Genomic DNA, 26,994 nt, shown 5'->3' on the forward strand with positions numbered 1-26,994 from the left:
GAAAGTAACGGCAGAAAAATGACCCTGGCTACAGCAAAACGGCCACGACCGGAGAGAAGTCGGTGAACAAGGGATTAGCGTCGGTAAACGAAGTCACCCCCACTTCAACCCCACGCCCCAGGCACCAACGGCACTTATCAGGAGCACTGAGCCTTCGTTGTACACGTCGTCGAGGGAGATGCTTAGGATACTGATGCCCAGCACATACCAAAGCCCAACGGCCAGCAAACCTACCAGCACACCGCCACTGAACGATTTCCAGGAAAATTTGCTGTCGCTTTTGAGGTATTTAACGCTGGCTCCAATGAGCCCACCTATGAGTGTGAAAAGGAGAAAGGTGTAAGGAAAGTCGTACTGAAAGCGTTCTGGGTTGGAGCTGAAGCCTGTGGAAAAGGCAGCCAGCTTCACTGGCCCATCACCCTGGGATCGAATGTAGACAGTCTTTGTTTCGTTGTTATTTAGGACAAAGCTTTCTTCTGACAATGTGCCTGCTCCTTCTTCAAACAAGAACCTGATCTCTGCGCTGCCACTGCCTATGCCTTTCAGTATTACCTCAACCGGCACCTCTTGTATACCATATCCTTGGGCGAACTTTTTCCTTGCTTTGATAGTAAGTGGCGACTTCACTCCCACTTTGGTAATATAGCCTTCGGGGTTTAATCGGGTACGGAGCCTCAACTCAGCCGAGTCCTTTAAATGGTCGGTGGCGATGAGTTTTATACTGGACGACGGCAGGTTGAGGTGGTCAATCTCTATCCAGCCTGGAGTGATGCCTCCAATTTCAAGAGATGCTGGCTCAATAAACACGGGATCAATCGTGGATAGGTGACCACTGCCCGACTCAGGCAGCAAAATGAAGTTAATATTGCCCAGGAAGGCGTTTTCCGAAAAATCATACTGGAGCGGAAGCGCTGAGGTAAAAAAGATGTAGTATCTGATGTCCTGGCTTTCTGTTTGCCCAGGCAACACAAACACTTCTGGTATTAGCTGCTCCGGCGATATCGTTGTATCACCGGTCGTGAAAACCGGGCGTGTTTCCTGCTGCTGGAGCACCTCCCTGGCTTCCGCCCCAGCTACTTCCACTTTGTCACCAAAGCGAACAGCTTTCAGTTGGTTTTGCCGCAGGGTAATCTCATCATTTTCAACAATATTGATCTCAGGAATGGCCTGCTCCTGCTGAAACGTTGCTTCCCTTAATTGTGTGGAATTACTCTTGAATATCTTACCAAGCTTCTCCCGATCAATCTTCCTCTCCTGTCCCCATGCACTTTGCTGGCAGAGAATACCAATGAGCAGAACCATTGTCCAGCGCATGAAGGCTGGTTCTTGTCTATTGAAATTCATAAAAAATAAAGGATGGTTAGTATGAATATAACTTATTAAAAAAACTATATCTACTGCTCACCGGCTTTTCTGCTGAACCGAAAAGGCCGTCTACATGAGGGCGTCCACTTTACTTTCCAGTTCATCTACACCAATTGTATCCAGCTTATCTTCAAGGTTAAAAAACAACCGGTCAAACTTATTTTTTAGCAAAATGTCGGTGGAGCTCTTCATCATGTTAGTAACTCTGGGTTTAAAAATTGCCCTCTTTTTGGAAGGAAACTGACCTGCATACCATGCACCAACCCTTACCCCCATGTATAAAACAGACGCCTCCCGATTAGTACAACCGTCAAACTTGCAGGCTTGAAAAAACATTTTGTCGGCCTTCTTTCTATCGGTGGAACTAACATCGGGGTTCGCACCCTCGCCTACAAAATAGTCATGCACAACCGATGCCCGACGAAAGGCCCCTACATAAGGCGACCCAATGATGCTCCAAAAAGCAACCGGGATGGTCGCTCCATTCAAAAAGCTGCCCGCAGGCACGCTCCACTCCTTTCCTGCCGGGTCAACATACCCGAAAGGCTCCAGCAGCTTCATGTCCCTGTGATTTGCGCTCCAAATTGTTTTTACAGTACCTATAAATCGTTCTGCCATGGCTGTTAGGTTAAATGATTAATATTCCTGCTTCTGGCCTGCCTGCAATACCAAATTATCAGTACTTCCAGCTATCAGCAGCTTGTCTATGCTGTCGAAACAGATCTCACAACCACAGGACTTAGCTCCAGACAAGGATCCGACTTCCATGGACTGCCCTTTTCCAGCGACAGGTACTCCGCTACCCTACCATCGAATTGCTTGATATTGATGCCAGGGTAGGAACCCTCCAGGTCTTTAAAGCGCTTCACCAGGTCTCTCTGTCGTCTTAGAGTGGTTTTAATGAGGTGGATAACGATCTCTCTTTTTGTGTCTTTGCTGACCAGAAAATCATACAACCATTCCGTTAGCTTCTCTTGTTTCTTTTTTACCTGGCTCAGGTAGTTAATCACTGCAAAAGGCGGTAGCGGCCCATAGTGATCCACAATGGTGTGCTGCGGGCCTTCCACTTTCGAGCCAAATTCTTCCTCCCATTCATTCATTTTGTCAATCGAAGGCAGATCAATATCGGTAATGACCAGTGTGTCGTACCAAAACCTCTTCGACGAGGGCAGGAATTTGTGCGTTCTGAGAGGAACGTCGTTTTTCTGTGACCACTCCTGCATATGCCGGAAAAGAGGCTTGTTGAACGTCAGTATATCATGATGGGACGTCAAATGATCAGGTTTGCGCTTGAACACCGCCTTGAATTTCTCGTACTGCGCATCGAGTTCAGCCTTGATCTGTTCAACAAAAGCCTCCCGCTCGTAGTCCGTATCGAAGTCGGTGTATTTGCGGAAATATTTGCCATTGAGCAGGTTGCTTACATCCCCGGTTGATACGGGTTCGCCCGATGTGATGGTGAAATGTAGCCCCACATGGGTGGTTTCGTACAGCTTACGGCTGTCACCCACCCGTTCATAGCTGCACAGGAAGTCGTGCCAAGCTTTGAGGTAATCGCCTTTGGTATCTCCAGGTCGGTTAACGAATACGGCGATGGAGTTGATCCTACCATACCTTAGCGCTACTTTAGCACCCATATCAATATCGTCCACCACACCAATATCATCGGCAGTGACAATTAGTTTTTTCTCTATAAATGGCACTTCGGAATTGGCGTTGACAGCGCCGCTCCACACAAAGGTTTGGTTGGCTAGCACGTACCAAATGTCGATTTCCTTGTACATCTCGCCTCTGATGGCATGAGAAACCTCTACCACGGTTCCGACGGGCAAGGCAGGCGCTCTTTTTGCCCTGACGGTCGGCCTATCCAGCCTTACATTCACCAGGTGAGTAACGGTTCCTTTGAGCTTTTCCATTACCCAACTGCTTTAACTTCCACCGCATCTGCCTTCCTGGGTTCTTCCCTCGCCGCCACGGGCATTTGTAGAGAGCTTCGGATTTTCACCAGCTTATTCAGCAGGTCGAACCAAAAGGGGCCACCCAACGAAATAGCGAAGGCTGTAATGAGGTATCCAAATCCGGGCCATGTGTCGGTTTCTTCTTTTTGGCTGCTCAACACAGCATTGTATTTAGCAATTTCGCTTTTTACGGAGTCCATGTACTGCTTCTGCTTAGTAAAAGCCTCCGCATCGACACCGTCGGGATGCTGCGCCAGGAACTCAGTTGCCCCTGCCACAAACATCGCCCGCATGTCTTCGTTCTTCGACAGGTCCGACGCAATTTGAATCGTGTCGACTTTAAATGCAATTGCCAGGCCGAGTCCTATCAGGAAGGTCACGAAAGTCACCTTACGCTTATACCAGCCGATAATGCGATCCATTTGCTCGTTGTACCATTTCTCTATCAATACCTTGAATTTGTCAATGTCATTGGCGGCATCGTACCAAAGCGACTTCAGCTGGTAGTTAGTTTCTTTATCGATGGTAAAGGGTTTGAGAATTTCGGCGCTACTGCGATTGGCTTTTTTTTGGAGGTCGCCTTTGAGGTAGGCCAACTCCTCAGAAAAGGCCTCGAATTCAAACAAATCCTTTTTGGCGTCAAACTGACTGATATCGCTTTCGAGCTGATCGATCCGGTCTTGCAATTCTTTCAGATCAAACCGGGGAATGATGCCGAGCGAGGCACTGATGTTTTCTCCTTCGTCGTCGTAATCGCCACTTCTCAACAGGTCGATTATGGCAGCACTGAACCTCTCGGGTGCAATGTAAGAAGGCCTGCTGGTTGCCAGGCTAACCAAGCCCTTCTGTGCCAGAAATTTGATAGACGGATGCTTGTAGAAGGCTTCCGTGAAGCCGTTGCCAGGAAAAGCAATAAAAAGATTGAGAAAAGTGTAGTTGAACCTATTGGTGTTTCCATCATCCGAAAGCATCCTGTCAATACCTGCGAGAAGGTTTTTGCCCCTGGAACCAAACGAAGAAGTGACAGACTCCACAATGGTGGTAGCAAAAAGGCTGTACAACAAAAAAATGAATATCAGGCTGATGAAGACATCGAGCACGACTAGTCCGGTCATTGCAGTAGGTGGTTGATAAGACAATGAATTTCAGCAAATTTTCACACCCATGCAATCCCTATTTATCGGTATTTTGATGGTAACAACCTAACAATCATGTCATTATCAATTGTTTTATTCACTATTCAGTGAAATAGTCTAAAAAAATGTGGTTTCAATGGCAGCCAGCTTACCAGGGCCTTATGTAACATTTTGCAAGGCGAGTTGAGCACTTGACAATATATTTGGAAGACGATTGCTATCTTCACTCTATGTCTAAACGTCTGCTGCTTACCCTGGCACTCCCCATTGGTTTCGCCCTCGCCATTATTAGCTGTAACTCACAACCTGATGAGGGCACCCTGAGCAAAGGCAAGGACTTGTTTACCAAACACTGCATGTCGTGCCACGGACTACAGGATGACGGCATAGGCCCGCCGCTTGGAGGTGTGACTTCGGTGGTGGCAGAGCCACAGCTTATTGACTTCATTAAGAACCCATCAAAATACATTGACTCACAGGATATTAGATTTTCACTGTTAAAGCAAAAGTACAAGCTAGTAATGCCGCCTTTTGAATGGTTGCCCGAAGACGATATCAGCGCTATTGTGGCCTACCTCAAGCAGCAGACTGAGCTGTTCGATATTCCCCCTTTGGATGTGACGCAACAAAGCAAAGAAGCGGGACTGTCAGGGCAGCTGGTAAGTGCACCTCAACCGTCAGATATCAGCATAGAACTGGAAGAGGTCGTTCAGCTACCAGCTTTGGGTGAATCTTCCGACCTCGGCGTGGTCACGCTGCGCTCCTCTCCCATTGGCGATGGTGCTATGTTTGCCAGCGACCAGCACGGCGTGATCTATCGCATCAAAGATAGAAAGGCGACCGTATTTATGGATCTCAGAAACGAGCTTCCCGACTTCCAAAGTGGCCCCGGTATCGCCACCGGCCTTGGCAGCTTCGATTTTCACCCGCATTTTCGAAACAACGGTCTGCTCTATATTAGCCATGCCGAAGCTTATAAGGGCCAGCCAGCCGACTACGTCATTTCCGACACACTTCGGTCGGTGGCGCAGTGGATCGTTGGTGAGTGGAAGGCCAACAATCCGACGGACACAGTTTTCTCAGGAACCTACAGAGAATTACTGCGGGTGCATGCCCCTACCTTTGCCCATGGCATGCAGGACGTTGGCTTCACTCCTGGGTTGGAAAAAACCCACCCCGACTATGGCCTGCTCTACTTTGGCTATGGCGACGGTGGCTCCAACAACATCCACCACCCCGAGCTTGGCCATCACCCTCAATCGTTTCTGGGGAGCATTATGAGGATTGATCCCGTTGGCAGCAACAGCAACAACGGTAGATACGGGATACCAGCAAGCAACCCTTTCTCACAGGATACCGGCGATGGCGTGGTCAGGGAAATATATGCCTACGGCTTCCGTAACCCCCACCGTTTGGCATGGGATGAAGCCAATGACCACAGGATGTTCGTCACCGACATAGGCGAGGCGAATATCGAAGAGCTGAATATAGTAGTGGCTGGCGGCGACTACGGCTGGCCGGTGCGGGAAGGCAACTACGGCATCAATACCATAAAGAATCTCAAAGCAGTTTACGTGCTCAGCGCCACAGACAAGGCGCTTTACAAAGGCCCATTTGCCCAATACGACCATGAAACGGGCAATGCCATCAGCGGCGGCTATGTGTACGAGGGAAACTTAGCGGCGCTTAAAGACAAGTATGTGTTTGGCGACATTGTAAACGGCAAGCTGTTCTTCGTCAATATCAATCCACAGCTCAGCGATTCAACCATTTACCAACTCTCGGTTGCCAAAAACGGAACGGAAACGACCATGCAGGAGCTGACAGGCATTCGGCGTCAGCATTTGCGCATTGGCTACGACCGTGTCGAAAAAGCGATGTATGTCATAACCAAGGTCGACGGAAGGATCTGGAAGATCGTCAAGGCCTACTGACGGGAGGCTAGCTAAAAGCGAAGGGTCAAGCAGATTGGTACATAGAGGAGAATACTTAGTCGACTAATGATAAAAAAACAAAACTGGTTCAATGCGTCCCGCCCGGCCGGGATAGGCTTGGACCTTTTGTTTTTTTATTACCGGCTCGCATGAACTATTTACTTTTTTTTACCCGACAATCCCCAGAAATGGAGATCGATTCAAAGATAACCCTTGGAGGGTTTCAATAATAAGACTTCCTTCAATGCTATCAAACGGCTATTCAGGTATTTTGGCGGCCTGCCTGGCCAGCATTTTCCACTTACCGCCCTCCTTTCTCCATACCATCAAAATGATAATGTCGACCTTTGAAGGATAGCCAGGGTTGTTGGCGTCGGCCACCAGTCTGTGCCTCACAATAGCATTGTCGCCGGATATTTTGATCGTCTGATTCAGTATGTCCACTTTACTAAAGTTGGTCCAGCGCTTCACGAATTCATCAATAAAGCCTTGCTTGTCTCTGACGGTGCCGCTTGAGTGCACATACTCCAGGTCGTCGCTGACAAGGGAAGCCAGCACGTCGCTGTCAGGATCAGTCATGGTCTGGCGGAAACGTTCCACAGCCTCAGCCACCAGCTTTTCTTCAGGCCCTTGTTGCACCGGAGCGAACTTGAGACAAACGGGTTTATCGACCGGTATGCTTTCTCCCGTCGGCGTCAAAAGGCCCGTTGTCTGGTTCCGCTGGAAAACAATCACCTCATTCGTATCCTGATTGGCTACCAACAGAAACCGGCCTGTCGGGTCGATAGCGAAATTCCTGGGCGTTTTACCCATTACCGGTTGACGGCCTATTCTTGTGAGTTTTCCCTTCTGATCAATCGAGTAAATCGCTATTTCGTTGGCGTCTCCCCGGTTCGAGGCATACAAGAACTTTCCATCGGGCGACACATGAATATCAGCCCCGGACAGGCGGCCTTTGAAGCCTTTGTCTACCATACTGATGGTCTGCTTTTCCTTCAGCGTGCCTTCCCGATAGTCGAGCGCCATCACGGCTCCCTGTAGTTCCAATACCAGGTAAGCATATCGGCCATTGGGATGGAACACAAGGTGCCTCGGCCCGGCACCTTTGGGCACCGACAACCATGGCTGCGAGGCTGGTTTCAGTATTTCGCCTGATGTGGTACTCAGCTCGTACTGGTATACCCTGTCCGTTCCCAGGTCGGGTACCATCAGGTAGCGCCCATCGAGGGACAGTACCGTCGCATGCACATGGGGTGCTTCCTGCCTTTCTTTGTTCACACTGCTCCCCTGGTGTTGAAGAAGCTGCACACTTGCCTCGTCGAACGATCCATCGGCATTGGTGCGAACAGCTTCCGTATTGCCGCCGCCGTAGTTGCCTACAAAAACAGCGTTGCCATCGGGAGCGGCTGACACGTAGCAAGACCCCGCTGAAGGAACGCTATTGAGGAATGATAGCTGACCCGTGCCGGGGTTCAAAGCGTAGGCATTGACTTTGGAACCGCTTACTGCGTAAAGATTGGACTGGTCGTTGTTAACCGCCAGAAAGGAGGCGTTGCCCAGTTCGGTAACCGGCTGCACCTTCCTCAAAGTGCCAGTTTCACTATCGAACAGATAAGTATGGATGCCGTTGGGGCCGGCCTCAGTGGCATAGGTGCCTATGAAAAGGAAATATTGGTTTGTACTTTGGGCTTTGCCGAAGGTGACACCTGTTAAACAGCACAGGAAGACAAAAGCGATCTTTTTCATTCAGGAGGGTGTTTGTGAAAACAATGCTACGTGTTGGTGCTAAAGTACCAGATTTTAGTCAATTATGCCTGCCACATCGTGGGGAGTTATCTTGAATTTGGTGTTAAAGGTAAGTTTACCCCCATCTAGCCTGCCACCAACCAAACAACACTTAATATGGCGGCCCCAATGGTGCCAAACAACAACCTGTCTTTAAATTTATCTAAGCCCATCCTGTTAATCTGCCGCTTCAACTCCTTGTTTTGTTCTTTTAACTCCTGAATCATCGCATCCAGGTCGGTTGTATTTGCTTCGAGGTTTTTATTGGTATCGTTAAGGCTGACTGACAGGGTCGTAAGCCTGGCAACCACTTCATTTAACGCTCCAATTTGAACGTTGCCCTCGGTGTTATTGTCCAGCAGCTTCTCCAGCGATTCCTTGGTCGTGGTGAGTTGCGCAAGCAAGCGTTTGTTTACACCAATGTTCGTATTGTATCTTTGAAGTAACGCTTCATACTTATAGGTAAGCTCATTGATCTGATATATCACACTGGAGCTCAGCAAAGAAGCAGTGTCGGCCTCTATGGCCACTGTATCGCCCCGAAACAAGGTCATTTTTGTGTCCTGCGACGTAAACACCTTAACCTGAGCCAGGCCCTCCACGCTATAACTAACTGTGAAAAACAAGATGGCTAAATATCTCATATCCAATTATTTTTCATTGAGGAGCGTTCTGAGACTTCTTATCGTTTCCACATCGTCCAACTCAAGGGTATCCACCTCCTGAATGATCTCCACGATATTGGCATGTGCAGAGGCAATCAGTAGCGTACTTTGCCTGTTTACACTGTCAAGCCGCTGACTAATGGAGTCAAGGCTCATTGTGGTCTGGTCAAGTGACGTTTTAATTTCCTGGTATTTCAAAAGCGTGCTTTTGTAGTTCTTGCTTAACTCAGCGAAGTTCTCTGTCAAAGCCTCGTAGTTCTTCTGAATCTCCCGGAGGTTCTTAATTCTTTTGCTTTGAAAAAAGCTAAGTGCGGCCAGCCCAAGGGCCGAAGCTATAAGTAAATAGACAAAAAGGGTTTTCATAGTTTGGTTGAAGTAGGTTGGCATGAATTCCGCTCAACAAAATAGGAAAATTTAGAGCAAAAGAGAATGCGGTAGCAAAAGCAAGAGTAAATAGCGAATACCAAGAGCTCAATTCCTGGCACCCCATGCCGCAAACGCCCCACTAAAATGGCGTTATCACGCAGCGACAGTTGGGCTAACAGGCGCTATCTTTGTGTTATCACTTAAACCAACTATTATGAAAAGGATCAACATCCTCTATTGGGTATTCACCGGTCTGTTTGGCGGCTTCATGATGTTTTCCGCTATCCCCGACATTATTTCTGTGCCGGATGCTGTTGAAATGGTCTCAGGCCAGCTGGGCTATCCTGAATATATTATTCCCTTTCTCGGGGTGGCCAAAGCACTTGGTGTAATTGCCCTTTTTATACCTGGATTCCCAAGGGTCAAAGAATGGGCATATGCCGGACTGACTTTCGACCTCATAGGCGCTACCTATTCAGGCATTGCCGTCGGCGGCTTTGACCCTGCCATGCTGATGATGGTGGTGATATTTGGGGTTGAGGCATTGTCCTACTTCTATTACCACAAGCGACTAAAGCTTGGAGAGGCAAGTTAGCGGTTGACGACTGGCTCGCTCCAACGTAGAACCACAGGAAGTTACCCGTAGTCGAAATACCACTATCCCGCAAGCGCCAACGACACCGGTGAAAAACAATAAAGGCCCCTGGGTGGAGGCCTTTATTCTTATTTTATGGCTATATCCTAGTTATTTGGCCAATTTGACCAGTTGCTGCAATGGCCGGCATTGTCAGTTCCCGATATATTTCGTCGGGCAACACTATATCCGGCGTTCATCAGAGCTGCAGGCGCAAAGTGCAGCTTTCCATTTCCACTGGCGAATGCCTTACCAAAATGGGCCTGGCTCAATGCATGGCCTGCTTCATGAAGAATCACTGTTTCCAGGTCATATATGCCATTGCCAAGCACATCATCGGGTGCATCCTGCCAGTTGAATACATCGTTAATGTAGATTTCTTTGATGGCCACATCAGATTTTCCGTCTGCGTCAAGGTCGTCAAGCCATACAAAGGTAAATGTCACTCCTAAAATTGAACTCGCTCCGCCAGGCGAAACTGCATCAAAAAATGCTCCCGGAAGGATACCTCCATGAACCACAGTGCCTGGAAAATACCCCGCAATTCCACCAAAGCCAAGCAGGTACTGAACGTAGCCTATATCAAAGGAAGCGACACCCAAATTCGGAATCTCCAACCCGGACGAGCACGTAACATTGCCCCAGGTTTCCATAGCAGCCACCGTTGCACTATAGGTTTCAAATTCAGACATCCCGGAAGATGTGCCTAATTCTGTGCCGTCTATAACATAAGGAACATCAATCCCTGTGCCATTGCGTGGGTCGTTCGGCACGAAGTCAGACGATAGTTGTTTATTACCATTGTTGGCAAAAAACACAGTGTTTCCAGCCTGCTCAGCCCCAAGAAATTCCATTTTTTGTATGGCTAGGCCCTGAGAAGCAATCGTTTCATTGACGCTGGCAATCCATTGTTCAATGCCGGCGGTTCTGCCGTTTCTGTTTTCAACCGATGATGGGTCCACCCTGGTTAGCTTGTCCTTTAGCGTAGGGTTGAACTCAACGGTTTGGGGCACATTCTCATTTGGCTCGCAACTCCAAATGAATAAAACAACGGTTAATAAGGCGGTGATTAGTTTTCTCATAACTGTGTAGATAATGGGTTAATTGATTGATTGATTGATTTAGCTCAATAAATTAGCGATCAAATACCAGCCTGACAAATATTGAATTATATGGATATTTTCTATAACAATACTTATGTGACCCTTGGGAGAAATTTTCGAAAAAAAATTACCGCTGCAGTTAGAGATCAGGCATGGGTTAAAACCTTTCGAATGATTCATCAACCATTTCAAAAAGACACACCCCAATAGCTCACCTTAACAACCCGCACCGTAACTTCGGAGCAGAGTAATTTACGCTGGCTCCAAGTCCCTTTTTGACTTTCTGTAAAGAAACGAGTTGAAGATATTTCGCTTGCCAAACCTGTAGGGCTTGTCTGAATTGATTAGGCCTTGATACACGTGCTTTGTCACACCAAAATACTCATAGGTGGTACCATCCAGAAAGGTTACTTCAAGTACCAATCCTTTGAGCTTGAAATCGACGATGCCGGATTCGGTTGTGGTAGTGGTGTACTCAGACAAATTGGCTTCTTTGGTTTCAGGAGCAATGCTCACTAGAAAATGGTAAGCGTCGATGATTTGTAAACTCTTCTGCTTTGCTTCTGTAGCCTTTTCATCATCCTGCTGAAACTTATCGGGATGCCACTCTTTCACCAGGCTCCTGTAAGTGGTTTTTAGTTGTTTAAGGTCTGTATCTGCCTCAGCATTAAACAGTTTCCTGTATTCATTGATGCGTTTCATTGCTGCCCTCTGTTAATTCGGCTGCAAAGCTAGAGATTTAAATGGTCGAAAGCGAAGTCGTGGCAAATATCGTATATGAATTCAGGCAAGAAAAACGCTCACTTTCCTTCGAATACCCCATCGCCGTTGGAGCCCATATAAGCTCCCCATCTTACAGGGTTGCCCATTTCGATACCCGTCGATATTCGCTTGACCTTCATGCCAAGAAAAACCATCAGATCAGAGGTGGGATTGAAGTACTGGCAATGAACAATATCGAGGTAGCCATCATTGTCCATGTCTCCGATATAAGGCGTTGAGAAAATGTTCTTGAACCCATTGAGCTGATCGATGGGAATGACTGATTTGTCTGTAAAATTGATCGCAACCAGCTTTGTAAGTATCTCGCTCGATTTCTTGTTCACAAATCCCTCGGCACAGTCGAATTCGTTGATGCTGATAATCGCCTCATCAATCCCGTCATCGTTTAGGTCGTAAACCACGGGCGAAGAGAAACCAGTACAGCCCATTTCTGCCATGTAGGCGATCTCTCCTGTTTTGCCATCAAGCATCACCTGCACTGATCCGGTGTTCTCCGGCCAGGCACCCCTGCTCACAAAGGTGAAAAAGTCAGGCACGTCGTCGTCAGTGAAATAGCCCACAGCAAAGCTATTGCTCGACTCTGAGTCTTCAATCTTTTTTGTCCAAATAGGCTTTTCAGTTTTCCCGTCAATGGCAAATATGCTGCTGGCATGAGAAATAGCTATGATGTCATATAAGCCATCACCAGTAATGTCAGCCACAGAAGGTGGTGCAATGAAACCGTGGTCATTTTCTGTACCCAGCACTTTGGCTTTAGCCAGCTGACGACCTTTTAAATCTGCCAGGGTAGTTGCGTACAGGCTGCCTGAGATCGTCTCCCCTCCTGTTCCGAATAGTATAATAACGTCGTTGCTACCGGGCTGCTGAAAAGCTATAGGCGACATGTACGACTCTTTACCATCAGGCATCGTATCCGCTGCCAAAATCTCACCGGTTTTGGTATCCATCAGCATTAGTACGCCAGGAAATCGGTTGCTGGTGGAAAATGGCTCAACCTTGGAATTTCCGCCATTCACAATCAGCAAGTCCTTGAGCCCGTCCCCATTTTGGTCAGGCACCAGCACACTATTGTAAAAATTGAAACGGGCATACTGAAGGATGGAATCCTGATGGTACAACTCATGATTATAGGCCCAGATAACCTCACCTGTTTTTCCGTCCAGCGCCCTTAAATGGGGCGACCTCCCACCAATAAACACATCCGGCACCTGGTCACCGTTCACATCGTAGAGTGTCGCCGAACCAAACACCTGGTCAGTGGTTTCTTGTCTCCAAAGCAACTCACCTGTTTTTCCGTCCAGCGCCATCACGCCAAATTCTGACTTTTGGTATTCGTTCTTCCCGGCACCCATCACAATATCCAACACACCATCCAGATTAAGGTCAGCGGCCCTTGGCGACGACTGAGAACCAATGATAGAGAAGTCCTGCACCCAGGCAACTTCCGTCTTCTTTTTTTTGCAGGAGGTAACTGCCACGCCAGCGCACACAACAAGCAAGAGCAACAGTTGATGGGAAAATTTCATAGTAATCGCTATTTCGGTCGCTAAAGTATTGAAAACCGGACATAAAGCTAAATAAATGAAAGTCTTGGCCACTTGACGGCAACTTCGAAATGTGAGCCCGAGCCGCTATTGTAGTATCCTTGCTTAAAAAACCCGGTGAGCACTACCATATGCTTTTCATAAACATTAACTTGTGTTTGGTTTGGATCGGAAAAATATGATATTCTCTGACCTGCATGTGATAAAATGCAGCCATATTTGAGAATTGAACCCTTACGAATTGTGATGTTGGATTTTTACTTCTTCCCTGATGGACGCCCGTAGATACATATTGAATCAATTCAGCGCTATTTCGATCAATAATTATTTGATTGTTAATATAATAGTAGCACTGTCTTTCATAAGCACATTGTCCTTTGGTCAACAAAAAGGACCGCTTTTTGAGCTGATGCCCACAACTAAAACAAGCATTACATTCAAGAACATATTGACGGAGAGCCCTACTGCCAACGTGCTCACCTACGAATACTTCTACAACGGCGGCGGCGTGGCCATTGGCGACATCAATAACGATGGCTTGGACGACGTATACCTTATTGGTAATATGGTAGAAAATCAGCTCTACCTCAACCAGGGCAATTTCAGCTTTAAAGATATCACGAAGTCTTCGGGAACAGCTGTGAGTACAGGCTGGAAGACAGGAGCTAACATGGTGGATATTAACGGAGATGGCTGGCTCGACATCTATGTATGCCTTTCAGGGAAAACTGCGCCCGATACCAGAAGGAATAAACTCTTCATCAATAACAAAGACCTGACCTTCACAGAAAAGGCGGCAGAATACGGCTTGGATGATCCATCGCACAGCACCCACTCGGCCTTTTTCGACATCGACAATGATGGTGATCTGGACATGTACCTGCTCAATCACAACATTACTGTGATCCGTGAGTTTGAGTTTGCCAAGGCAAAAGAAACACGTGATCCCTACGCTGGCGACAAGCTTTACAGGAACGACAACGGGCACTTTGTCGACATTAGCGCCTCAGCAGGTATCAAAGGCAATCCGCTTGGTTTCGGATTAGGCGTCAACATTGCAGATGTGAACCAGGATGGTTTTCAGGACATTTACGTATCCAACGACTATGTAGAGCCCGACTATCTCTACATCAACAATGGCGACGGCACATTTACTGATGAGATGACCAACTACATGCAGCACATCTCCTACTTCTCCATGGGCTGCGACATCAGCGATATCAACAACGACGGCTGGCCCGACATTTACACGCTCGACATGCTGCCGGAGGACAACAAGCGCCAAAAGCTGCTTTACGGGCCGGAAAATTACGAGCATTTTGCACTGCTGGTCATCAACGGCTTCTATTTTCAGAACATGCGCAACATGCTCCATCTGAACAACACCGATGGGACCTACAGCGAAATTGGGCAGTTTTCTGGCATTTCCAACACCGACTGGAGCTGGTCTCCGCTCTTTGCCGACTACGACAACGACGGCTGGAAAGACCTGTTCATCAGCAATGGCTATTTCCGTGACTACACCAACCGTGACTTCCTGAAATACAAGGGCGACTACTTCTTTGATATGGCCCGAGAAAAGCAGCCTGCCGACACCTTTCACCTGGTCTCCACCATGACGTCCACGCCCGTTCATAACTATATCTATAAAAATAATGGCGATCTGACATTCACGGACATGAGCAACGACTGGGGCTTTGCCAATCCAGGCTTTTCCAGCGGCGCTGCTTATGCCGACCTTGACAACGATGGAGATATTGACCTGATCGTCAACAATCAAAATAACGCCGTTTCCATCTATAGAAATCAAACCCAACAAAGATACCCCGACCGCAACTACCTGGACATTACGCTGAAAGGCCTTTCAAAAAACTCAAGGGGCTACGGTGCAAAAGTACATGTGTATGCAGGCGAACAGGTACAATATTTTGAGCAGATGCCCACCAGAGGCTTTCAGTCGTCCGTTACCGGCAGGCTTCATGTCGGACTTGGGCAGCAGAACAAAATAGACTCAATCAGAGTAACATGGCTGAGTGGTGCTGAGCAAAAGCTTTCAGGCATCGCTGCGAATCAAACTATTACGATAGAAGAAATAAATCCTGAAAAGCCTTACCTGTTTGCTTCTGCCAGGACGTCATTTGAGCCAACAAACTTTTCAAGAGTAGAATGCCCTGTCTACTACGAACACCTCGAGTATGGTTTCAACGACTTCAAACGTCAGCCACTCCTGATGACGATGCTCACCAACTGCGGCCCGATCATGACGACGGGTGATGTGAATGGAGATGGCAGAGAAGATATTTTCGTGGGCGGCGCACAGGAGAACCCCGGGATGCTGTTCATTCAGTCGGCCGCTGGTTCGTTCGAGCCTGGCAACTTTCCGGTCACGCAGTCCGACCTACAGTATACAGACGCAGGTGCCAGCTTCTTCGACGCCGATAAAGACGGCGACCTCGACCTTTACCTTGTTAGCGGTGGCTACAATGATTACAGCGAGAAGGATAAAGCCACACAAGACAGGCTTTACCTGAACGATGGGAAAGGAAACTTCACCAAAGCGATGGATGCCTTACCGGACATGCTCGTTAGTAAATCATGCATCGCCTATGCCGACTTTGACAAAGATGGAGACATGGATCTTGTGCTGGGCGGAAGAGTTATTCCCGGAAGGTATCCCGAAGTGCCGCAAAGCTTTTTCCTTGAGAACAAAGGAAACGGCAAGTTTGTCGACGTAACGGCTGCCAAAGCCAAAGAACTCGGCACTATTGGCATGGTGACAGATGCTTCCTGGGTGGATTTGAATGGCGACAAGTGGGATGATTTGGTAGTGGTTGGCGAGTTTATGACCATTGAAGTGTTCATTAATAAGCAGGGAAAATCGCTGGAGCGGTCAACCAGCCAATATTTCGACAAGCCAATCGCAGGTCTCTGGAGCAAAATGGTAGTACGTGATTTTGACAAAGACGGCGACCCTGACATCGTTGTGGGGAACTTCGGGCTAAATACGCAGCTTCATGCCAGCGAAAAAGAGCCCATTACCCTTGTTTACAAGGACTTTGATAACAATGGGTCGGTGGATCCCATCCTCAACTACTACATTAAAGGCGAGTCGGTTCCATTTGCCAGCAGAGACGAACTGCTTGATCAGATTTACGCTATGCGAAGCAAGTATACCGACTATTCTTCCTACGCCGATGCCAGGCTGAGCACCATCTTCTCAAAAGCTGACTTAAAGGATGCCAAAGAGCTGAAGGCCACCGAGCTGCGGAGTATGTACCTGGAAAATAGAGATGGCAAACTCATTCCTCACGCCTTGCCGGATGAAGCACAGTTCGCTCCTGTTTATGCAATGACGCTGGTCGACTACAACAAAGATGGCAACATGGACCTGGTTGTTGCGGGTAACCAAAGCTCTATTCGCATTCGCATGGGGGTTATCGATGCCAACTTTGGCCAACTGTATGAAGGTGATGGAAAGGGGCATTTCAAATATGTATCGCAATCAAAATCAGGCTTCAGGTTCACTGGAGATACCAAGTCGCTTGACGTGATAGATGTGGCAGGTGAGCAGTTCCTGCTCGTGGGTGTGAATAATGTGGGTATCGAAGCGTATAAATTGAATAACTGATGAGAAAGATTGTTATACTGGGTGTTTTGTTGGGCACTATGCAATTTGCCACCTCTGCGCAGACCAGCCTAAGCTATACGGAAGCGGCCAAAGTGTTTGCCGAGAACGTCTTCCACCTGTCGGAGGTGATGCTTCACGATGTGGCAAATCCACCTGCCGCCAGCCGGTTTTATGCTTATGCAATGCTGGGTGCTTACTACACAGCTAGCACCAGTGGTAGCGACATTCCCCAAATTGGCTCAAGCTTCAAAGTAAACCCGGGCGTTCATGCCCCCTACTCCGCAAAAGGCTTTTACCTGACTTTTGCCGCTACCTATGCTATGCTGGAGGTGGGAAAAAAGATCATGCCATCGGGCTACCTGCTAAAAGCCAATCAGGAGCAGTTGGAAGCTCAGTTCAAAGAGCAATACAAGCTTTCATCCAGATCGATTGAAGCGAACAAGAAGTACGCCGTTGAAATAGCAGACCAAATCATTCAGTATGCCAAAGGCGATGGATACAATAAGCTGAGCACCTACACCAGGTACACGCCAAGCAAAGAGGAAGGTCGGTGGTACCCCACACCTCCTGAATACATGTCGGCCATCGAGCCGCAGTGGAAAACCATCAGACCATTCTTTCTCGAGTCTTACGATCAGTTTGTGCCCGCAGCCCCGGCTCCTTTCAGCCTCGACACTACCAGCTCGTTTTACAAGCAAACCATGGAGGTGTATGATGTTGTGAAGAACATAACGCCAGAGCACAAACTGGTTGCCAGCTTTTGGGACTGCAACCCCTTTGCTGTAGCCTATTCCGGCCATATGGCCATTGGATTGAAGAAAATCTCTCCTGGCGGCCATTGGATGAGCATTGCGGGCATCGCCTGCGAAAAGGCTAACATTTCCTTCGACTCCACCCTCTTTGTTCATGCCATGGTAAGCACGACCCTACACGACGGCTTTATTAGTTGCTGGGATGAAAAATACCGCAGCGACAGGATCAGGCCTGAAACCATGATCAACAAATACATCGACTCCGAATGGCGACCAATTCTCCAAACACCTCCCTTTCCTGAATACACCAGCGGGCACAGCGTAGTGTCTGCAGCCTCTTCTGTTGTGCTCACAACACTTCTCGGCGATAATTTCGCTTTTAGAGACGACTCTGAGGTGTATTTCGGATTACCGGAAAGGGATTTCAATTCGTTTTACGAGGCTGCAGCCGAAGCGGCCATTTCAAGGCTTTACGGCGGCATTCACTACCGAGACGCCTGCGACGAGGGAGTAAAACAAGGCCGGGCCGTAGGCACAAATTCCATCAACAAGGTTCTGAAGCCAGCTAGCAAAGGCACAAACTGAAAAAGTAACGGGTATTTCTGCCGGATCGAATGTTTCGTTTGTGGTTAAATAAAAAAGCAAAACTGGTTCAATGCGTCCTGCCCGGCCGGGTTAGGCTTGGACCTTTTGCTTTTTTATGACCACTTGGGATATTGGTTTAAAGGGCACCCCACAGAAATATCGCTTGATCCCAGGAAACTGCTGACGTCTACTCGGTGAGACTGAAAACAAAAAAGCTTTCGGGCGAACCCGAAAGCCTTTTACCTGCTCAGGAATGAGGTAACTAAACCTCTTTTAGACAAGATTTAGGCTCCTCCTTATCGCAACCTTCCACTGTTAACCTGCCCGCCAGCTGGCGGGCGAGGTCCGCCAGCTGGCGGATGAGGCCTGGTTTTGGCAAGAAGGTTAACCCGGAATTGTATTCATGTTAGGTTTAGAACCATCTGCCTGCTCAGGATTTAATACGAAGTTAGAGCATTCAATACTTTTTGACAAAGAGAAGGAACCAATATTTCTATTAATTTTTCGAACCGAAATAAATGGCAAAAAGCATCGTTTATAGGCACCTTAAAGCTCCTTGATCATGATGTTTCTCCACTTCACACGAATACCACCTCCGTCGTGAATTTGAAGGGCAATTGACCCCGTCGCCTGCCCGATCTTCTCGTCTTTGAAAGAGATCATCTCGGTACCATTCACCCACGTAGTCACTTCATCGCCCACCACCTTGATGCGCATCGTGTTCCACTCTCCCATCTTCAGGGCCTTGTCCTTTTCAGGATCTGGCTTGATCAACCAGCCTCTGCCGTAGGACTCGTAAATTCCACCAGTATCATGTCCCGGAGGTGCCACTTCCGCCTGCCAGCCAGTGATCTTTGTGCCCTCGATGCTCGACCTGAAAAACACACCGCTGTTTCCATTGGCCTCCTGCTGAAACTCGAGCGTAAGGTCAAAGTCCTTGTAAGTTTTCTCTGTTGCAAAATAACCGTATCCTTTATCCGGCCCACTTTCGCACACCAGTAAGCCGTCTTCTACAAACCACTTTTCAGTGCCGTAAATCTTCCACCCTTTCAGGTTCTTGCCATTGAAAATGGATTTTTGAGCAAACGCCCCGTTAGTCATCAAAAGCGCCAGGCCAATCGCCAAGGATACCCCCGTTAATTTCATTCTTTTCATTGTTGCTTATTGTTTAAGTATATCTTTATTAGCTACTAAATTGTATTACCTTCTGTCGACTCCAAAGGCGAAACTTACCATAGCATAGGCTATTTTTCAAATTGAATCGTTTTCAAAACCGCCAGGTTGTCGTTCGGCTTTTCAGGTTTCATGATAAAGAAGTACATATCATGGCGTCCCTCTAACGGTTTTTCCAGTGTTCCGCTCACTGTACCGTTCTCACCCCAGGAGCCCGTGGCAACAAAATCTGTCTTGCTGACAATTGGCCCGGCATATGAGTCCAATCGAACTTCTATATAGCCATTTTTCTTGTCTGCGGCATACTCGTAGCTGAACCCTTTGATCCCGGTCATGTCTATATTCTTCAAAAGAATATAAGACTTATGGCCTCCCTGACTCAAGCTGTTTCCCCACCGTGGGAAGCCTTCGTGTGCGTCTGCAAATACCGTGCTCACCCTGGCATTTCGAAGAGTAATTAGCTCTGAGCCGGTCAGCGGCCCCACGCCATTGGCGCCTTTGTCTGTGTAGGTAGCCAATAAATTATACACACCACGTCTATCGTCTTTTTTGTGCTTGTTCAGGGCCACTTTGCCTTCCGCCGGCAGCGTAGTAGCCGTTGATGGGTTGGCCAGCGATAGAATGTAATTGACAATCTCTTTGGCGTCGTCCATGGGGATCTGCGGGTGGGCTGCCATCACGTGCACGTCGCCCCAGTTGCCGCCGCCGCCCTGGATAATCTTCCTGGCCAATGTATTGACTGCCGAAGGGTCTCCCTTGTATCTTTCTGCCACTTTCAGGTAGGCGGGCCCGACAGAAATGTCTTTTACCGTATGGCAAGCCTTACAATCGCTGGCCTCAATAAGCGATTTACCAAGAGAGTTATCCCCCAGCACTGCCTGGTGACCAACTGCTTCCGCTGCTGCCATACTTGGCGTGGGATTGTAGTCAAACAATACAGTCACTGCTGAAGAGGGTATCGCCCCTTCTTCCCTGTCGTTTACCCTCACCTTGTAAGCGAACGACGGATTATTGTCCCAGAAAAACGACTTGTTGCCAGCCGTTTCAACTGCTGCCTGTGGCCGCTCGTTGCCCACTCGCACCAGCACTGTATCCAAGCCTACCGCACCAGCCTCGTCGATTACCCGCAACACTGCGTTATACAGTCCTGGCGTCTCGTAGGTATAGTTTGCGTTGCGCTCCGTAGCTCCCACTGTCTTCCCATCAAACAACCACTGGAAGCTCATTTTATCGTCATCATCATAATCGGTTGTGCCAGCGCTGCTGAACTTCACGGCCAGTGGTGCCACACCTGCTATTTCCGAAGGCCCCTTGTATCGTGACTCTGAGGTAACAAAAGCCCTGGATCTCATCTCCTCCATCGCTACCGAGTCGACAATGCTTGCCCTGGCAATTGGTGCCCGGTTGCCGGTATTGTATTCCACCCTGACCAACCTCGCATCGTCATTATCGGCACCGTACACCGACCCGTACTCCAGCATGTACATCACGCCTTCCTTGCTGAACACCATATCAATAGGTCTTCGGAAGTCGCCATTGTTGGTCATAAAGGGCTTGTTGCGCACATAGTTCTCGTTTTCATCGAACCGCAGCACCATGACCCAGTTTCTCATCCAATCGAATACGAACAAGCTGCCGTCGAAATACTCGGGAAACCCATTTGGAGACTTCTGCGAAGCATTATATGTGTAAAAAGACCCCGCCATGGCGCTTCTTCCTCCTTTGCCCAGCTCAGGAAAATCGGGTGATGCAGCGTAAGGGTACCAAATCATTGCTGGAGTCGCAGGAGGCAGGTTAGTAAGACCCGTATTGTTCGGCGAGTTGTTCACCGGTGCTGCCGGGTCATATTTCGGCCCTGCGGTGTTTGTGGCAAAGTCCCACTCAGCGTAGGCGTAGTTGTTGCCAACAAAGTAAGGCCAGCCGAAGTAGCCTGCCTTTTTGGCCTGGTTAAATTCATCATATCCTCTTGGGCCTTGTATACTGTCCTCACCTGCATCCGGCCCTATCTCGCCCCAATAGATTGTTCCTGTTTTAGGATTGATCGCTATCCGGTACGGATTGCGGCAGCCCATCGCATAAATTTCAGGCAAAGTCTTCTCTGTGCCTGGTGCAAACAAGTTTCCTTCCGGTATTGTGTACGTTCCATCTTCCTGCGGACGAATCCGCAAAATCTTTCCTTTGAAATCGTTGGTGTTGGCAGCCGACCGTTGCGCATCCATGGGGAAGTACTGAGGCTCAGGCCTTTCGTCGATGGGTGCATAACCATTCGAAGGAAATGGTGTGGTGCCATCCCCGGTCGATAGAATCAGGTTGCCATCCTTGTCGAAGGCCAGTGAGCCACCATGGTGTGCCCCGCTGTTGATCTGCACAGGCACTTTCAAGAGCACTTTTTCCGAATTCAGGTCTAGCGTGTTGTCGGCAGTTACCACAAATCGGGACAAATGGAAGAAAAATGGTTCCCCCTCCATCGGCGGTGAGTGATACAGATAAATATATCCGTTGCTGGCAAAGTCCGGGTCAAGCGTCACTCCTATCAGTCCGGTGCCTCCTTTGTTCATCACATCGAGCTGATGCACCAGCTTATTCTCCCCGCTCTTTGTGTCGAACATCCATAGCTTTCCGTTGAACATTTCGGTGTAAAAAAGCCTCCCGTCGTCAGCAATGGCCATTTCCATCGGCACGTCAAGGTCATTCACCAGGATTGTTTTCACGAAACGATTTTCCTCAGGCGCTTCCACCGCATATGATCTAGAGTAATCAAGGGTCACATTTTCTCCCATGGCATATTGAATACCGCCATAAAGATGCTGTAGAAACAAGGGGTCACTAAAGCTGTCTTCCACATGACCGCCTCCGGTGTAGAAGGCCCGACCGCCGTCAAACTCATGGTACCAAGCAATGGGGTGGTTGGCTCCATTCGTGCCACCATTGTAGGTGTTTTCGTCCAGGTAGGCGAGCACATTCAACTCAGAGTAAAAGCTTTTATAACTATACCACTCGTCTGTTCTTTCCCATTTGGCTGGAAGCCCCTTTGTAGAAATATGCGTAGTGTCGGTGACAAGCACAGTGGCTTTTTGAATATTGGAATTTCGGGGATGGCTGGAAAAGTGGGCTCCCATGAGTTTGCCGTACCACGGCCAGTCATATTCGGTGTCAGCGGCAGAGTGAATACCAATATAGCCACCACCCGCCTGGATATAGCGTTCGAAGGCCGCCTGCTGTTTGGCATTCAGTACATTACCGGTCGTGCAATTGAATACTACTGCTTTATACTTCTTTAGGTTATCGTCGGTAAATACCTCGGAGTTACGGGTGGTGTCTACGGCAAACCCGTGCTCCTCGCCTAATTTTTGAATAGCGGCTATCCCATAGGGAATGGAGCCATGCTGGTAGCCCCTGGTTTCAGAAAAAACCAGCACCCTTGGGCCGCCTGAACCATTTTCGCACGATTCAAGTGTTAGCAATGAGAGTAAAAGAACACAGCCAGAAAGGAGGTGCCTGGAGTAAAGAAGTAGTTTCATAGGATGTAGCTTAAACAATTAAATGTAAGGCTATTCTTGCTGCTTTCTGATTCGAGAGTTTATGAATGGAAAAATTGAAGGATGAAAGCTTTTGATGCCCTTAGCAAATTGCCAAACAAAAACACTTTTTCCCAGCTTATTTCTTTGTTAGAGCCACATTACTTCCTCATTTTTGCGCAACGGTTCTATCGATTTTTTATCCACCCTTTATGGCAAAGAAAATTTACTTCACCCCAGGCCCTTCCGACATCTATTTCACTGTGGAGGAGCATTTAAAAAACGCCCTCAAAGAGCAAATACCTGCTATTTCTCATAGAAGTAAGCGGTTTCAGGAAATTTATGCAGAGGCTGAAAGCAATCTCCGCACCCTGTTTGGCCTGCCCAACGATTTTCACCTGGCTTTTACCGCTTCCGCCACCGAGGTGTGGGAGCGACTGATTCAAAACTGTGTAGAGAAAGAATCCTTCCATTTTGTCAATGGGTCATTTTCTCAAAGGTTTTATGAAATAGCCGGAGAGCTGGGCCGGACTGCTAAAATGGCAAAGGCTGACTACGGCAGCTACACACCTATCGGAGAGGTCGCTATTCCAGCTTCCGCAGAGCTTATTTCGGTCACGCAAAATGAAACCAGCACCGGCGTTGCCTTCCCGCAAAATGAGATAGAACAGCTTAAAGCCGCCTATCCAAATGCGCTGATTGCTGTAGACTTTGTTAGCTCAGCGCCAGTTTCCAATATTGACTTTAGCAAAATCGACACTGCCTACCTTTCAGTGCAGAAATGCTTCGGCTTGCCGGCCGGATTGGGTGTTTGGTTTTACAACGATCGCTGTCTCGAAAGAGCAAAGGCCTTACAATCAAAAGGTCAGGTAATTGGCTCCTACCACAGCCTGCTCAAGCTACACGAAGGTGGCCTCAAGAAGCAGACGCCGGAAACGCCAAACGTCTTGTTCATCTACCTACTTGGCAAAGTCGCCGGTGATATGCTGTCCAAAGGCCTGGACAGAATCCGAATTGAAGCGGAATACAAAGCAACGGTGCTGTACACCTATTTCGAAAATCATCCTTTGTTTGCTCCTTTTGTAAAAGACGCAGGCGCCAGATCCAAAACAGTGATTGTGGCAGAAACAGGGCAACACACAGCGGCATTGATCGATTTTTTGAAAACTAGAGGCATGGTAGTGGGTAGTGGTTATGGCCCGTTCAAAGATTCGCATATCCGGGTTGCCAACTTTCCAACACACTCAAAAGAAAGCATCGAGCTGCTGGTCGACACGATTGACACCTTCAAGCAATGATTTTTGCCCATTTAACTGCTAATGGCCAAAAAAATACCGTACAAATACTTCTTAGGCGGAGTTGTTTCAAGAATAAATTAGTTTTAGTAAAGTAACTTTGTGTTGATAAAACCTTAATGAAGTAGATGCATAATTTTCATAAAATTCTGGTAGGACTCGACTTGACTGATATTGATGAGCAGTTGATCAAAGCAGCGTCATTCATCACCACTGCGTTTAAGTCCAAAGAGATTTACTTCTATAATGTGATCAGGGACTTCAGCGTGCCTGAAGAGCTTATCAAGGAATTCCCAACTGTTGTGGAACAACTCATTGTCGACAGAAAGCATGAGATGGAAAACAAAGTCAATCAGTACTACAGTTTTCCGGACGGAATAAAGGTCAACTTCCTTGTGAAGCAGGGACAGCCTACCAAAAAGATCATGAAGTTTGCTGATGAGAAAAAGATAGACCTGATCATGGTGGGGCGAAAACCAAAGCCCAAAAGCGGCGGCATCATTATCAACCGTCTTGCGAGGCGTGCAGGGTGCTCTCTGCTTATAGTCCCCAAAGAGTATGACCATGCACTTGAGAAGCTGTTTGTTCCTATCGATTTTTCCGACTACTCTCTTGACGCCATGCAACAGGCGGTGGCAATTGCCCGATCCAATACTAAACCGGTGAAAATTATAGCGCAGAACGTCTACAACGTGCCTCAGGGCTACCACTACACGGGCAAATCCTACAAGGAATTTGCTGCCATAATGAAAGCCAACGCAGAAAAAAACTATGAGAAGTTCATCAAGCAGATAGACACTGAGGGCATTGACATTGAACCGATTTATTCGCTCGACAAGAACGACGACGTGATGGGGACTATTTTTGCCGTTGCTAAAAAGAGCCTCGCCGACATCATCATCATTGGAGCCAAAGGGCGTTCGGCAACAGCCGCCCTGTTCATAGGTACAAACGCAGAAAAACTGGTGCAAATTGACTCAAAAATCCCCATCCTTGTGATAAGACCTACGGGAAGAACGGAAGGTTTGCTGGAGTACCTGAAAGAACTGTAACTATTTTAAAACATTCTTGCCGCCATGTGATTTTATAATAAGCCCTCTTATCATAACTTGCTGGCATGGAATTCCAATTTTCGGCGTCGTCTCATTTCAAACAATTCAAATCGCTCTCCACTGGACGTTTTGATGTCATCGTTATTGGCGGTGGCATTACAGGGGCCGGCATTGCTGTCGATGCTGCCAAGAGAGGACTCAAAGTAGTGTTGTTCGAAAAGGGTGACTTTGCTTCGGGCACCAGCAGCCGGTCGACCAAGCTCATACACGGCGGCCTGCGTTATCTCAAACAGCTGGAGATTGGTCTCGTGCGAGAAGTGGGAATGGAACGCTCCATAGTGCACAAAATGGCCCCTCACATGGTCATTCCTGAAAAAATGCTCCTCCCCCTCGTAGAAGACGGCACATTTGGAAAGTGGGCGACGTCACTTGGCTTATGGGTATACGATGTGCTGGCCGGAGTAGATGGAGACGACCGCCGGGAAATGCTCAACCAGGAGGAAACATTGGCGAAAGAACCACTGCTCAATCCCGAGAAGCTTATCGGTAGTGGCTACTACGCAGAATACAGAACTGATGACGCCCGGCTTACTATTGAGAACATGAAGAGGGCGGCCCAGTTGGGTGCCATGCCGTTCAACTACTGTCATGTAAAGGAATTCATCTACAAAAAGTCAAAGGCTGTTGGCGTAAAGGTGTTTAATGAAATTACCGGTGAGGAGATAGAAGTAAAATCCAACTATATCATCAATGCGGCCGGCCCATGGGTAGACACACTTAGAGATCAGGACCATTCTCTGGAAGGTAAGCGGCTTCATCTCACCAAAGGAGTACATATTGTGGTGCCTCACGCTAAGTTTCCACTTAAGCAAGCGGTGTATTTCGACGTACCCGATGGCAGAATGATATTTGCTATCCCTCGTGGCAAGATTACCTATATCGGTACCACTGACACCGATTATAAAGACAACAAAGACCTTGTGCTTACCAAAAAGGAGGATGCAGACTACCTGCTCTCGGCGGTGATGAATACCTTCCCCTCCGTACATCTTACCATCAAAGATGTATGCTCTTCGTGGGCCGGGCTTCGTCCTCTGATTCATGAAGATGGCAAGTCGGCGTCTGAACTTTCAAGGAAGGACGAAATATTCGAGTCGGAAAGCGGGCTGCTTTCCATTGCTGGTGGCAAGCTTACTGGCTACAGAAAGATGGCTGAGCGCATTGTGGATGTGGTGATGGAGCGCATGTACGAGAAGAATGAACACAAGTTTGTAAAATGCAGTACAGACAGCCTTACATTGCCTGGAGGCGATTTCAAAAACTACAAAGAAGTTGAGAAATACACTTCAGCAATTGAAAAAGCACTGAAAAAGCTTGGAGCAGCTCCTTATGAATCATGGTATTTGGTGTCTACGTATGGGAAGCAGACTGACACCATTCTAAGCATGCTGCCTGATTACCAGCAGGTGAATGACATCAGGGAGAAGCTGCTAATGGCCGAACTGGACTTCTCATTTGAAAACGAAATGATTTGCAAGCCGGTCGATTATCTGGTGCAGCGTTCCGGAAGGCTTTATTTTGACATTGATAGTGTCAATGAATTTTCACACCTAACTCTCAAATATTTTGCAAAAAAGTTTGGATGGGGTGAGGACAGAATAGCTCTGGAAAAACAAGCCATTGATGAAGCGCTGAAAAGAGTAACCACTTTTGCCTAG

General features: G+C 47.9%; 19 protein-coding genes. 7 read left to right on the forward strand and 12 right to left on the reverse strand.

The features are described 5' to 3' along the window. Nucleotides 1-93: 93 nt before the first annotated feature. The 4 genes from AAC052_RS03140 to AAC052_RS03155 form a co-directional block, all read right to left on the reverse strand. Nucleotides 94-1,344, reverse strand: a complete 1,251-nt coding sequence (locus tag AAC052_RS03140; protein ID WP_339810862.1) for a hypothetical protein — start codon at nt 1,342-1,344, stop codon at nt 94-96. 90 nt (nt 1,345-1,434) lie between these two features. Further along, nucleotides 1,435-1,983, reverse strand: coding sequence for a DUF1353 domain-containing protein (locus AAC052_RS03145; RefSeq protein ID WP_339810863.1), 549 nt, complete (start codon nt 1,981-1,983; stop codon nt 1,435-1,437). A gap of 86 nt (nt 1,984-2,069) precedes the next feature. Continuing rightward, entirely contained in the window at nt 2,070-3,281 is a 1,212-nt protein-coding gene (locus AAC052_RS03150; RefSeq protein ID WP_339810866.1) for a ChbG/HpnK family deacetylase, read from the reverse strand. Further along, on the reverse strand, nt 3,281-4,438 hold the full coding sequence (locus AAC052_RS03155) for a hypothetical protein (protein ID WP_339810869.1): 1,158 nt from the start codon (nt 4,436-4,438) through the stop codon (nt 3,281-3,283). Before AAC052_RS03155 ends, AAC052_RS03150 begins: the two co-directional genes overlap by 1 nt. Nucleotides 4,439-4,689: 251 nt before the next feature. Between AAC052_RS03155 and AAC052_RS03160 the strand changes: the two genes are divergently transcribed. After that, entirely contained in the window at nt 4,690-6,393 is a 1,704-nt protein-coding gene (locus AAC052_RS03160; protein WP_339810871.1) for a PQQ-dependent sugar dehydrogenase, read from the forward strand. A 258-nt stretch (nt 6,394-6,651) separates the two neighbouring features. Here AAC052_RS03160 and AAC052_RS03165 read toward each other — a convergent pair whose 3' ends face one another. The 3 genes from AAC052_RS03165 to AAC052_RS03175 form a co-directional block, all read right to left on the reverse strand. Next, entirely contained in the window at nt 6,652-8,139 is a 1,488-nt protein-coding gene (locus tag AAC052_RS03165; RefSeq protein ID WP_339810873.1) for a beta-propeller fold lactonase family protein, read from the reverse strand. Nucleotides 8,140-8,264: 125 nt separating this feature from the next. Continuing rightward, complete coding sequence (locus AAC052_RS03170; protein WP_339810875.1) at nt 8,265-8,822, reverse strand: hypothetical protein; 558 nt, start codon at nt 8,820-8,822, stop codon at nt 8,265-8,267. Between the two features lie 6 nt (nt 8,823-8,828). Next, nucleotides 8,829-9,206, reverse strand: coding sequence for a hypothetical protein (locus AAC052_RS03175; RefSeq protein ID WP_339810877.1), 378 nt, complete (start codon nt 9,204-9,206; stop codon nt 8,829-8,831). A gap of 217 nt (nt 9,207-9,423) precedes the next feature. Here AAC052_RS03175 and AAC052_RS03180 point away from each other — a divergent pair, with 217 nt between their 5' ends. Further along, nucleotides 9,424-9,804, forward strand: coding sequence for a DoxX family protein (locus AAC052_RS03180; RefSeq protein ID WP_339810880.1), 381 nt, complete (start codon nt 9,424-9,426; stop codon nt 9,802-9,804). A 146-nt stretch (nt 9,805-9,950) separates the two neighbouring features. Here AAC052_RS03180 and AAC052_RS03185 read toward each other — a convergent pair whose 3' ends face one another. From AAC052_RS03185 to AAC052_RS03195, 3 genes are all read right to left on the reverse strand, one after another. Beyond that, complete coding sequence (locus tag AAC052_RS03185) at nt 9,951-10,925, reverse strand: hypothetical protein (RefSeq protein ID WP_339810883.1); 975 nt, start codon at nt 10,923-10,925, stop codon at nt 9,951-9,953. Between the two features lie 273 nt (nt 10,926-11,198). Next, complete coding sequence (locus tag AAC052_RS03190) at nt 11,199-11,648, reverse strand: KTSC domain-containing protein (RefSeq protein ID WP_339810885.1); 450 nt, start codon at nt 11,646-11,648, stop codon at nt 11,199-11,201. Nucleotides 11,649-11,746: 98 nt separating this feature from the next. Next, nucleotides 11,747-13,255 (reverse strand): PQQ-binding-like beta-propeller repeat protein, encoded by a 1,509-nt coding sequence (locus AAC052_RS03195; RefSeq protein WP_339810887.1) that lies wholly within the window; start codon nt 13,253-13,255, stop codon nt 11,747-11,749. A 289-nt stretch (nt 13,256-13,544) separates the two neighbouring features. Between AAC052_RS03195 and AAC052_RS03200 the strand changes: the two genes are divergently transcribed. Next, nucleotides 13,545-16,901 carry a VCBS repeat-containing protein gene (locus AAC052_RS03200; RefSeq protein ID WP_339810889.1) on the forward strand — a complete coding sequence of 1,119 codons (3,357 nt, stop codon included), beginning with the start codon at nt 13,545-13,547 and terminating at the stop codon, nt 16,899-16,901. Further along, nucleotides 16,901-18,238, forward strand: coding sequence for a vanadium-dependent haloperoxidase (locus AAC052_RS03205; protein ID WP_339810891.1), 1,338 nt, complete (start codon nt 16,901-16,903; stop codon nt 18,236-18,238). The genes AAC052_RS03200 and AAC052_RS03205 overlap by 1 nt, the downstream gene beginning before the upstream one ends. Nucleotides 18,239-18,784: 546 nt before the next feature. Here AAC052_RS03205 and AAC052_RS03210 read toward each other — a convergent pair. Together AAC052_RS03210 and AAC052_RS03215 are read right to left on the reverse strand one after the other, a co-directional pair. Then, complete coding sequence (locus AAC052_RS03210; protein ID WP_317492358.1) at nt 18,785-19,339, reverse strand: DUF1080 domain-containing protein; 555 nt, start codon at nt 19,337-19,339, stop codon at nt 18,785-18,787. A gap of 143 nt (nt 19,340-19,482) precedes the next feature. Further along, entirely contained in the window at nt 19,483-22,932 is a 3,450-nt protein-coding gene (locus AAC052_RS03215; protein ID WP_339810893.1) for a ThuA domain-containing protein, read from the reverse strand. 209 nt (nt 22,933-23,141) lie between these two features. Here AAC052_RS03215 and AAC052_RS03220 point away from each other — a divergent pair, with 209 nt between their 5' ends. The 3 genes from AAC052_RS03220 (at nt 23,142) to AAC052_RS03230 (ending at nt 26,994) form a co-directional block, all read left to right on the forward strand. Then, on the forward strand, nt 23,142-24,227 hold the full coding sequence (locus AAC052_RS03220) for an aminotransferase class V-fold PLP-dependent enzyme (RefSeq protein ID WP_317491712.1): 1,086 nt from the start codon (nt 23,142-23,144) through the stop codon (nt 24,225-24,227). Between the two features lie 125 nt (nt 24,228-24,352). Continuing rightward, nucleotides 24,353-25,276, forward strand: coding sequence for a universal stress protein (locus AAC052_RS03225; protein ID WP_317491711.1), 924 nt, complete (start codon nt 24,353-24,355; stop codon nt 25,274-25,276). 65 nt (nt 25,277-25,341) lie between these two features. Then, a complete protein-coding gene (locus AAC052_RS03230) occupies nt 25,342-26,994 on the forward strand; it encodes a glycerol-3-phosphate dehydrogenase/oxidase (RefSeq protein ID WP_317491710.1) in 1,653 nt (550 codons plus the stop codon).

Source organism: uncultured Imperialibacter sp. (genome assembly GCF_963974565.1).
Taxonomy (GTDB): Bacteria; Bacteroidota; Bacteroidia; order Cytophagales; family Cyclobacteriaceae; genus Imperialibacter; species Imperialibacter roseus.

What these genes read in the sequence shown, in the direction of transcription:
- AAC052_RS03140 (WP_339810862.1), bottom strand. Translation starts at nt 1,344, where the DNA reads ATGAATTTCAATAGACAAGAACCAGCCTTCATGCGCTGGACAATGGTT.
- AAC052_RS03145 (WP_339810863.1), bottom strand. Translation starts at nt 1,983, where the DNA reads ATGGCAGAACGATTTATAGGTACTGTAAAAACAATTTGGAGCGCAAAT.
- AAC052_RS03150 (WP_339810866.1), bottom strand. Translation starts at nt 3,281, where the DNA reads ATGGAAAAGCTCAAAGGAACCGTTACTCACCTGGTGAATGTAAGGCTG.
- AAC052_RS03155 (WP_339810869.1), bottom strand. Translation starts at nt 4,438, where the DNA reads ATGACCGGACTAGTCGTGCTCGATGTCTTCATCAGCCTGATATTCATT.
- AAC052_RS03160 (WP_339810871.1), top strand. Translation starts at nt 4,690, where the DNA reads ATGTCTAAACGTCTGCTGCTTACCCTGGCACTCCCCATTGGTTTCGCC.
- AAC052_RS03165 (WP_339810873.1), bottom strand. Translation starts at nt 8,139, where the DNA reads ATGAAAAAGATCGCTTTTGTCTTCCTGTGCTGTTTAACAGGTGTCACC.
- AAC052_RS03170 (WP_339810875.1), bottom strand. Translation starts at nt 8,822, where the DNA reads ATGAGATATTTAGCCATCTTGTTTTTCACAGTTAGTTATAGCGTGGAG.
- AAC052_RS03175 (WP_339810877.1), bottom strand. Translation starts at nt 9,206, where the DNA reads ATGAAAACCCTTTTTGTCTATTTACTTATAGCTTCGGCCCTTGGGCTG.
- AAC052_RS03180 (WP_339810880.1), top strand. Translation starts at nt 9,424, where the DNA reads ATGAAAAGGATCAACATCCTCTATTGGGTATTCACCGGTCTGTTTGGC.
- AAC052_RS03185 (WP_339810883.1), bottom strand. Translation starts at nt 10,925, where the DNA reads ATGAGAAAACTAATCACCGCCTTATTAACCGTTGTTTTATTCATTTGG.
- AAC052_RS03190 (WP_339810885.1), bottom strand. Translation starts at nt 11,648, where the DNA reads ATGAAACGCATCAATGAATACAGGAAACTGTTTAATGCTGAGGCAGAT.
- AAC052_RS03195 (WP_339810887.1), bottom strand. Translation starts at nt 13,255, where the DNA reads ATGAAATTTTCCCATCAACTGTTGCTCTTGCTTGTTGTGTGCGCTGGC.
- AAC052_RS03200 (WP_339810889.1), top strand. Translation starts at nt 13,545, where the DNA reads ATGGACGCCCGTAGATACATATTGAATCAATTCAGCGCTATTTCGATC.
- AAC052_RS03205 (WP_339810891.1), top strand. Translation starts at nt 16,901, where the DNA reads ATGAGAAAGATTGTTATACTGGGTGTTTTGTTGGGCACTATGCAATTT.
- AAC052_RS03210 (WP_317492358.1), bottom strand. Translation starts at nt 19,339, where the DNA reads ATGACTAACGGGGCGTTTGCTCAAAAATCCATTTTCAATGGCAAGAAC.
- AAC052_RS03215 (WP_339810893.1), bottom strand. Translation starts at nt 22,932, where the DNA reads ATGAAACTACTTCTTTACTCCAGGCACCTCCTTTCTGGCTGTGTTCTT.
- AAC052_RS03220 (WP_317491712.1), top strand. Translation starts at nt 23,142, where the DNA reads ATGGCAAAGAAAATTTACTTCACCCCAGGCCCTTCCGACATCTATTTC.
- AAC052_RS03225 (WP_317491711.1), top strand. Translation starts at nt 24,353, where the DNA reads ATGCATAATTTTCATAAAATTCTGGTAGGACTCGACTTGACTGATATT.
- AAC052_RS03230 (WP_317491710.1), top strand. Translation starts at nt 25,342, where the DNA reads ATGGAATTCCAATTTTCGGCGTCGTCTCATTTCAAACAATTCAAATCG.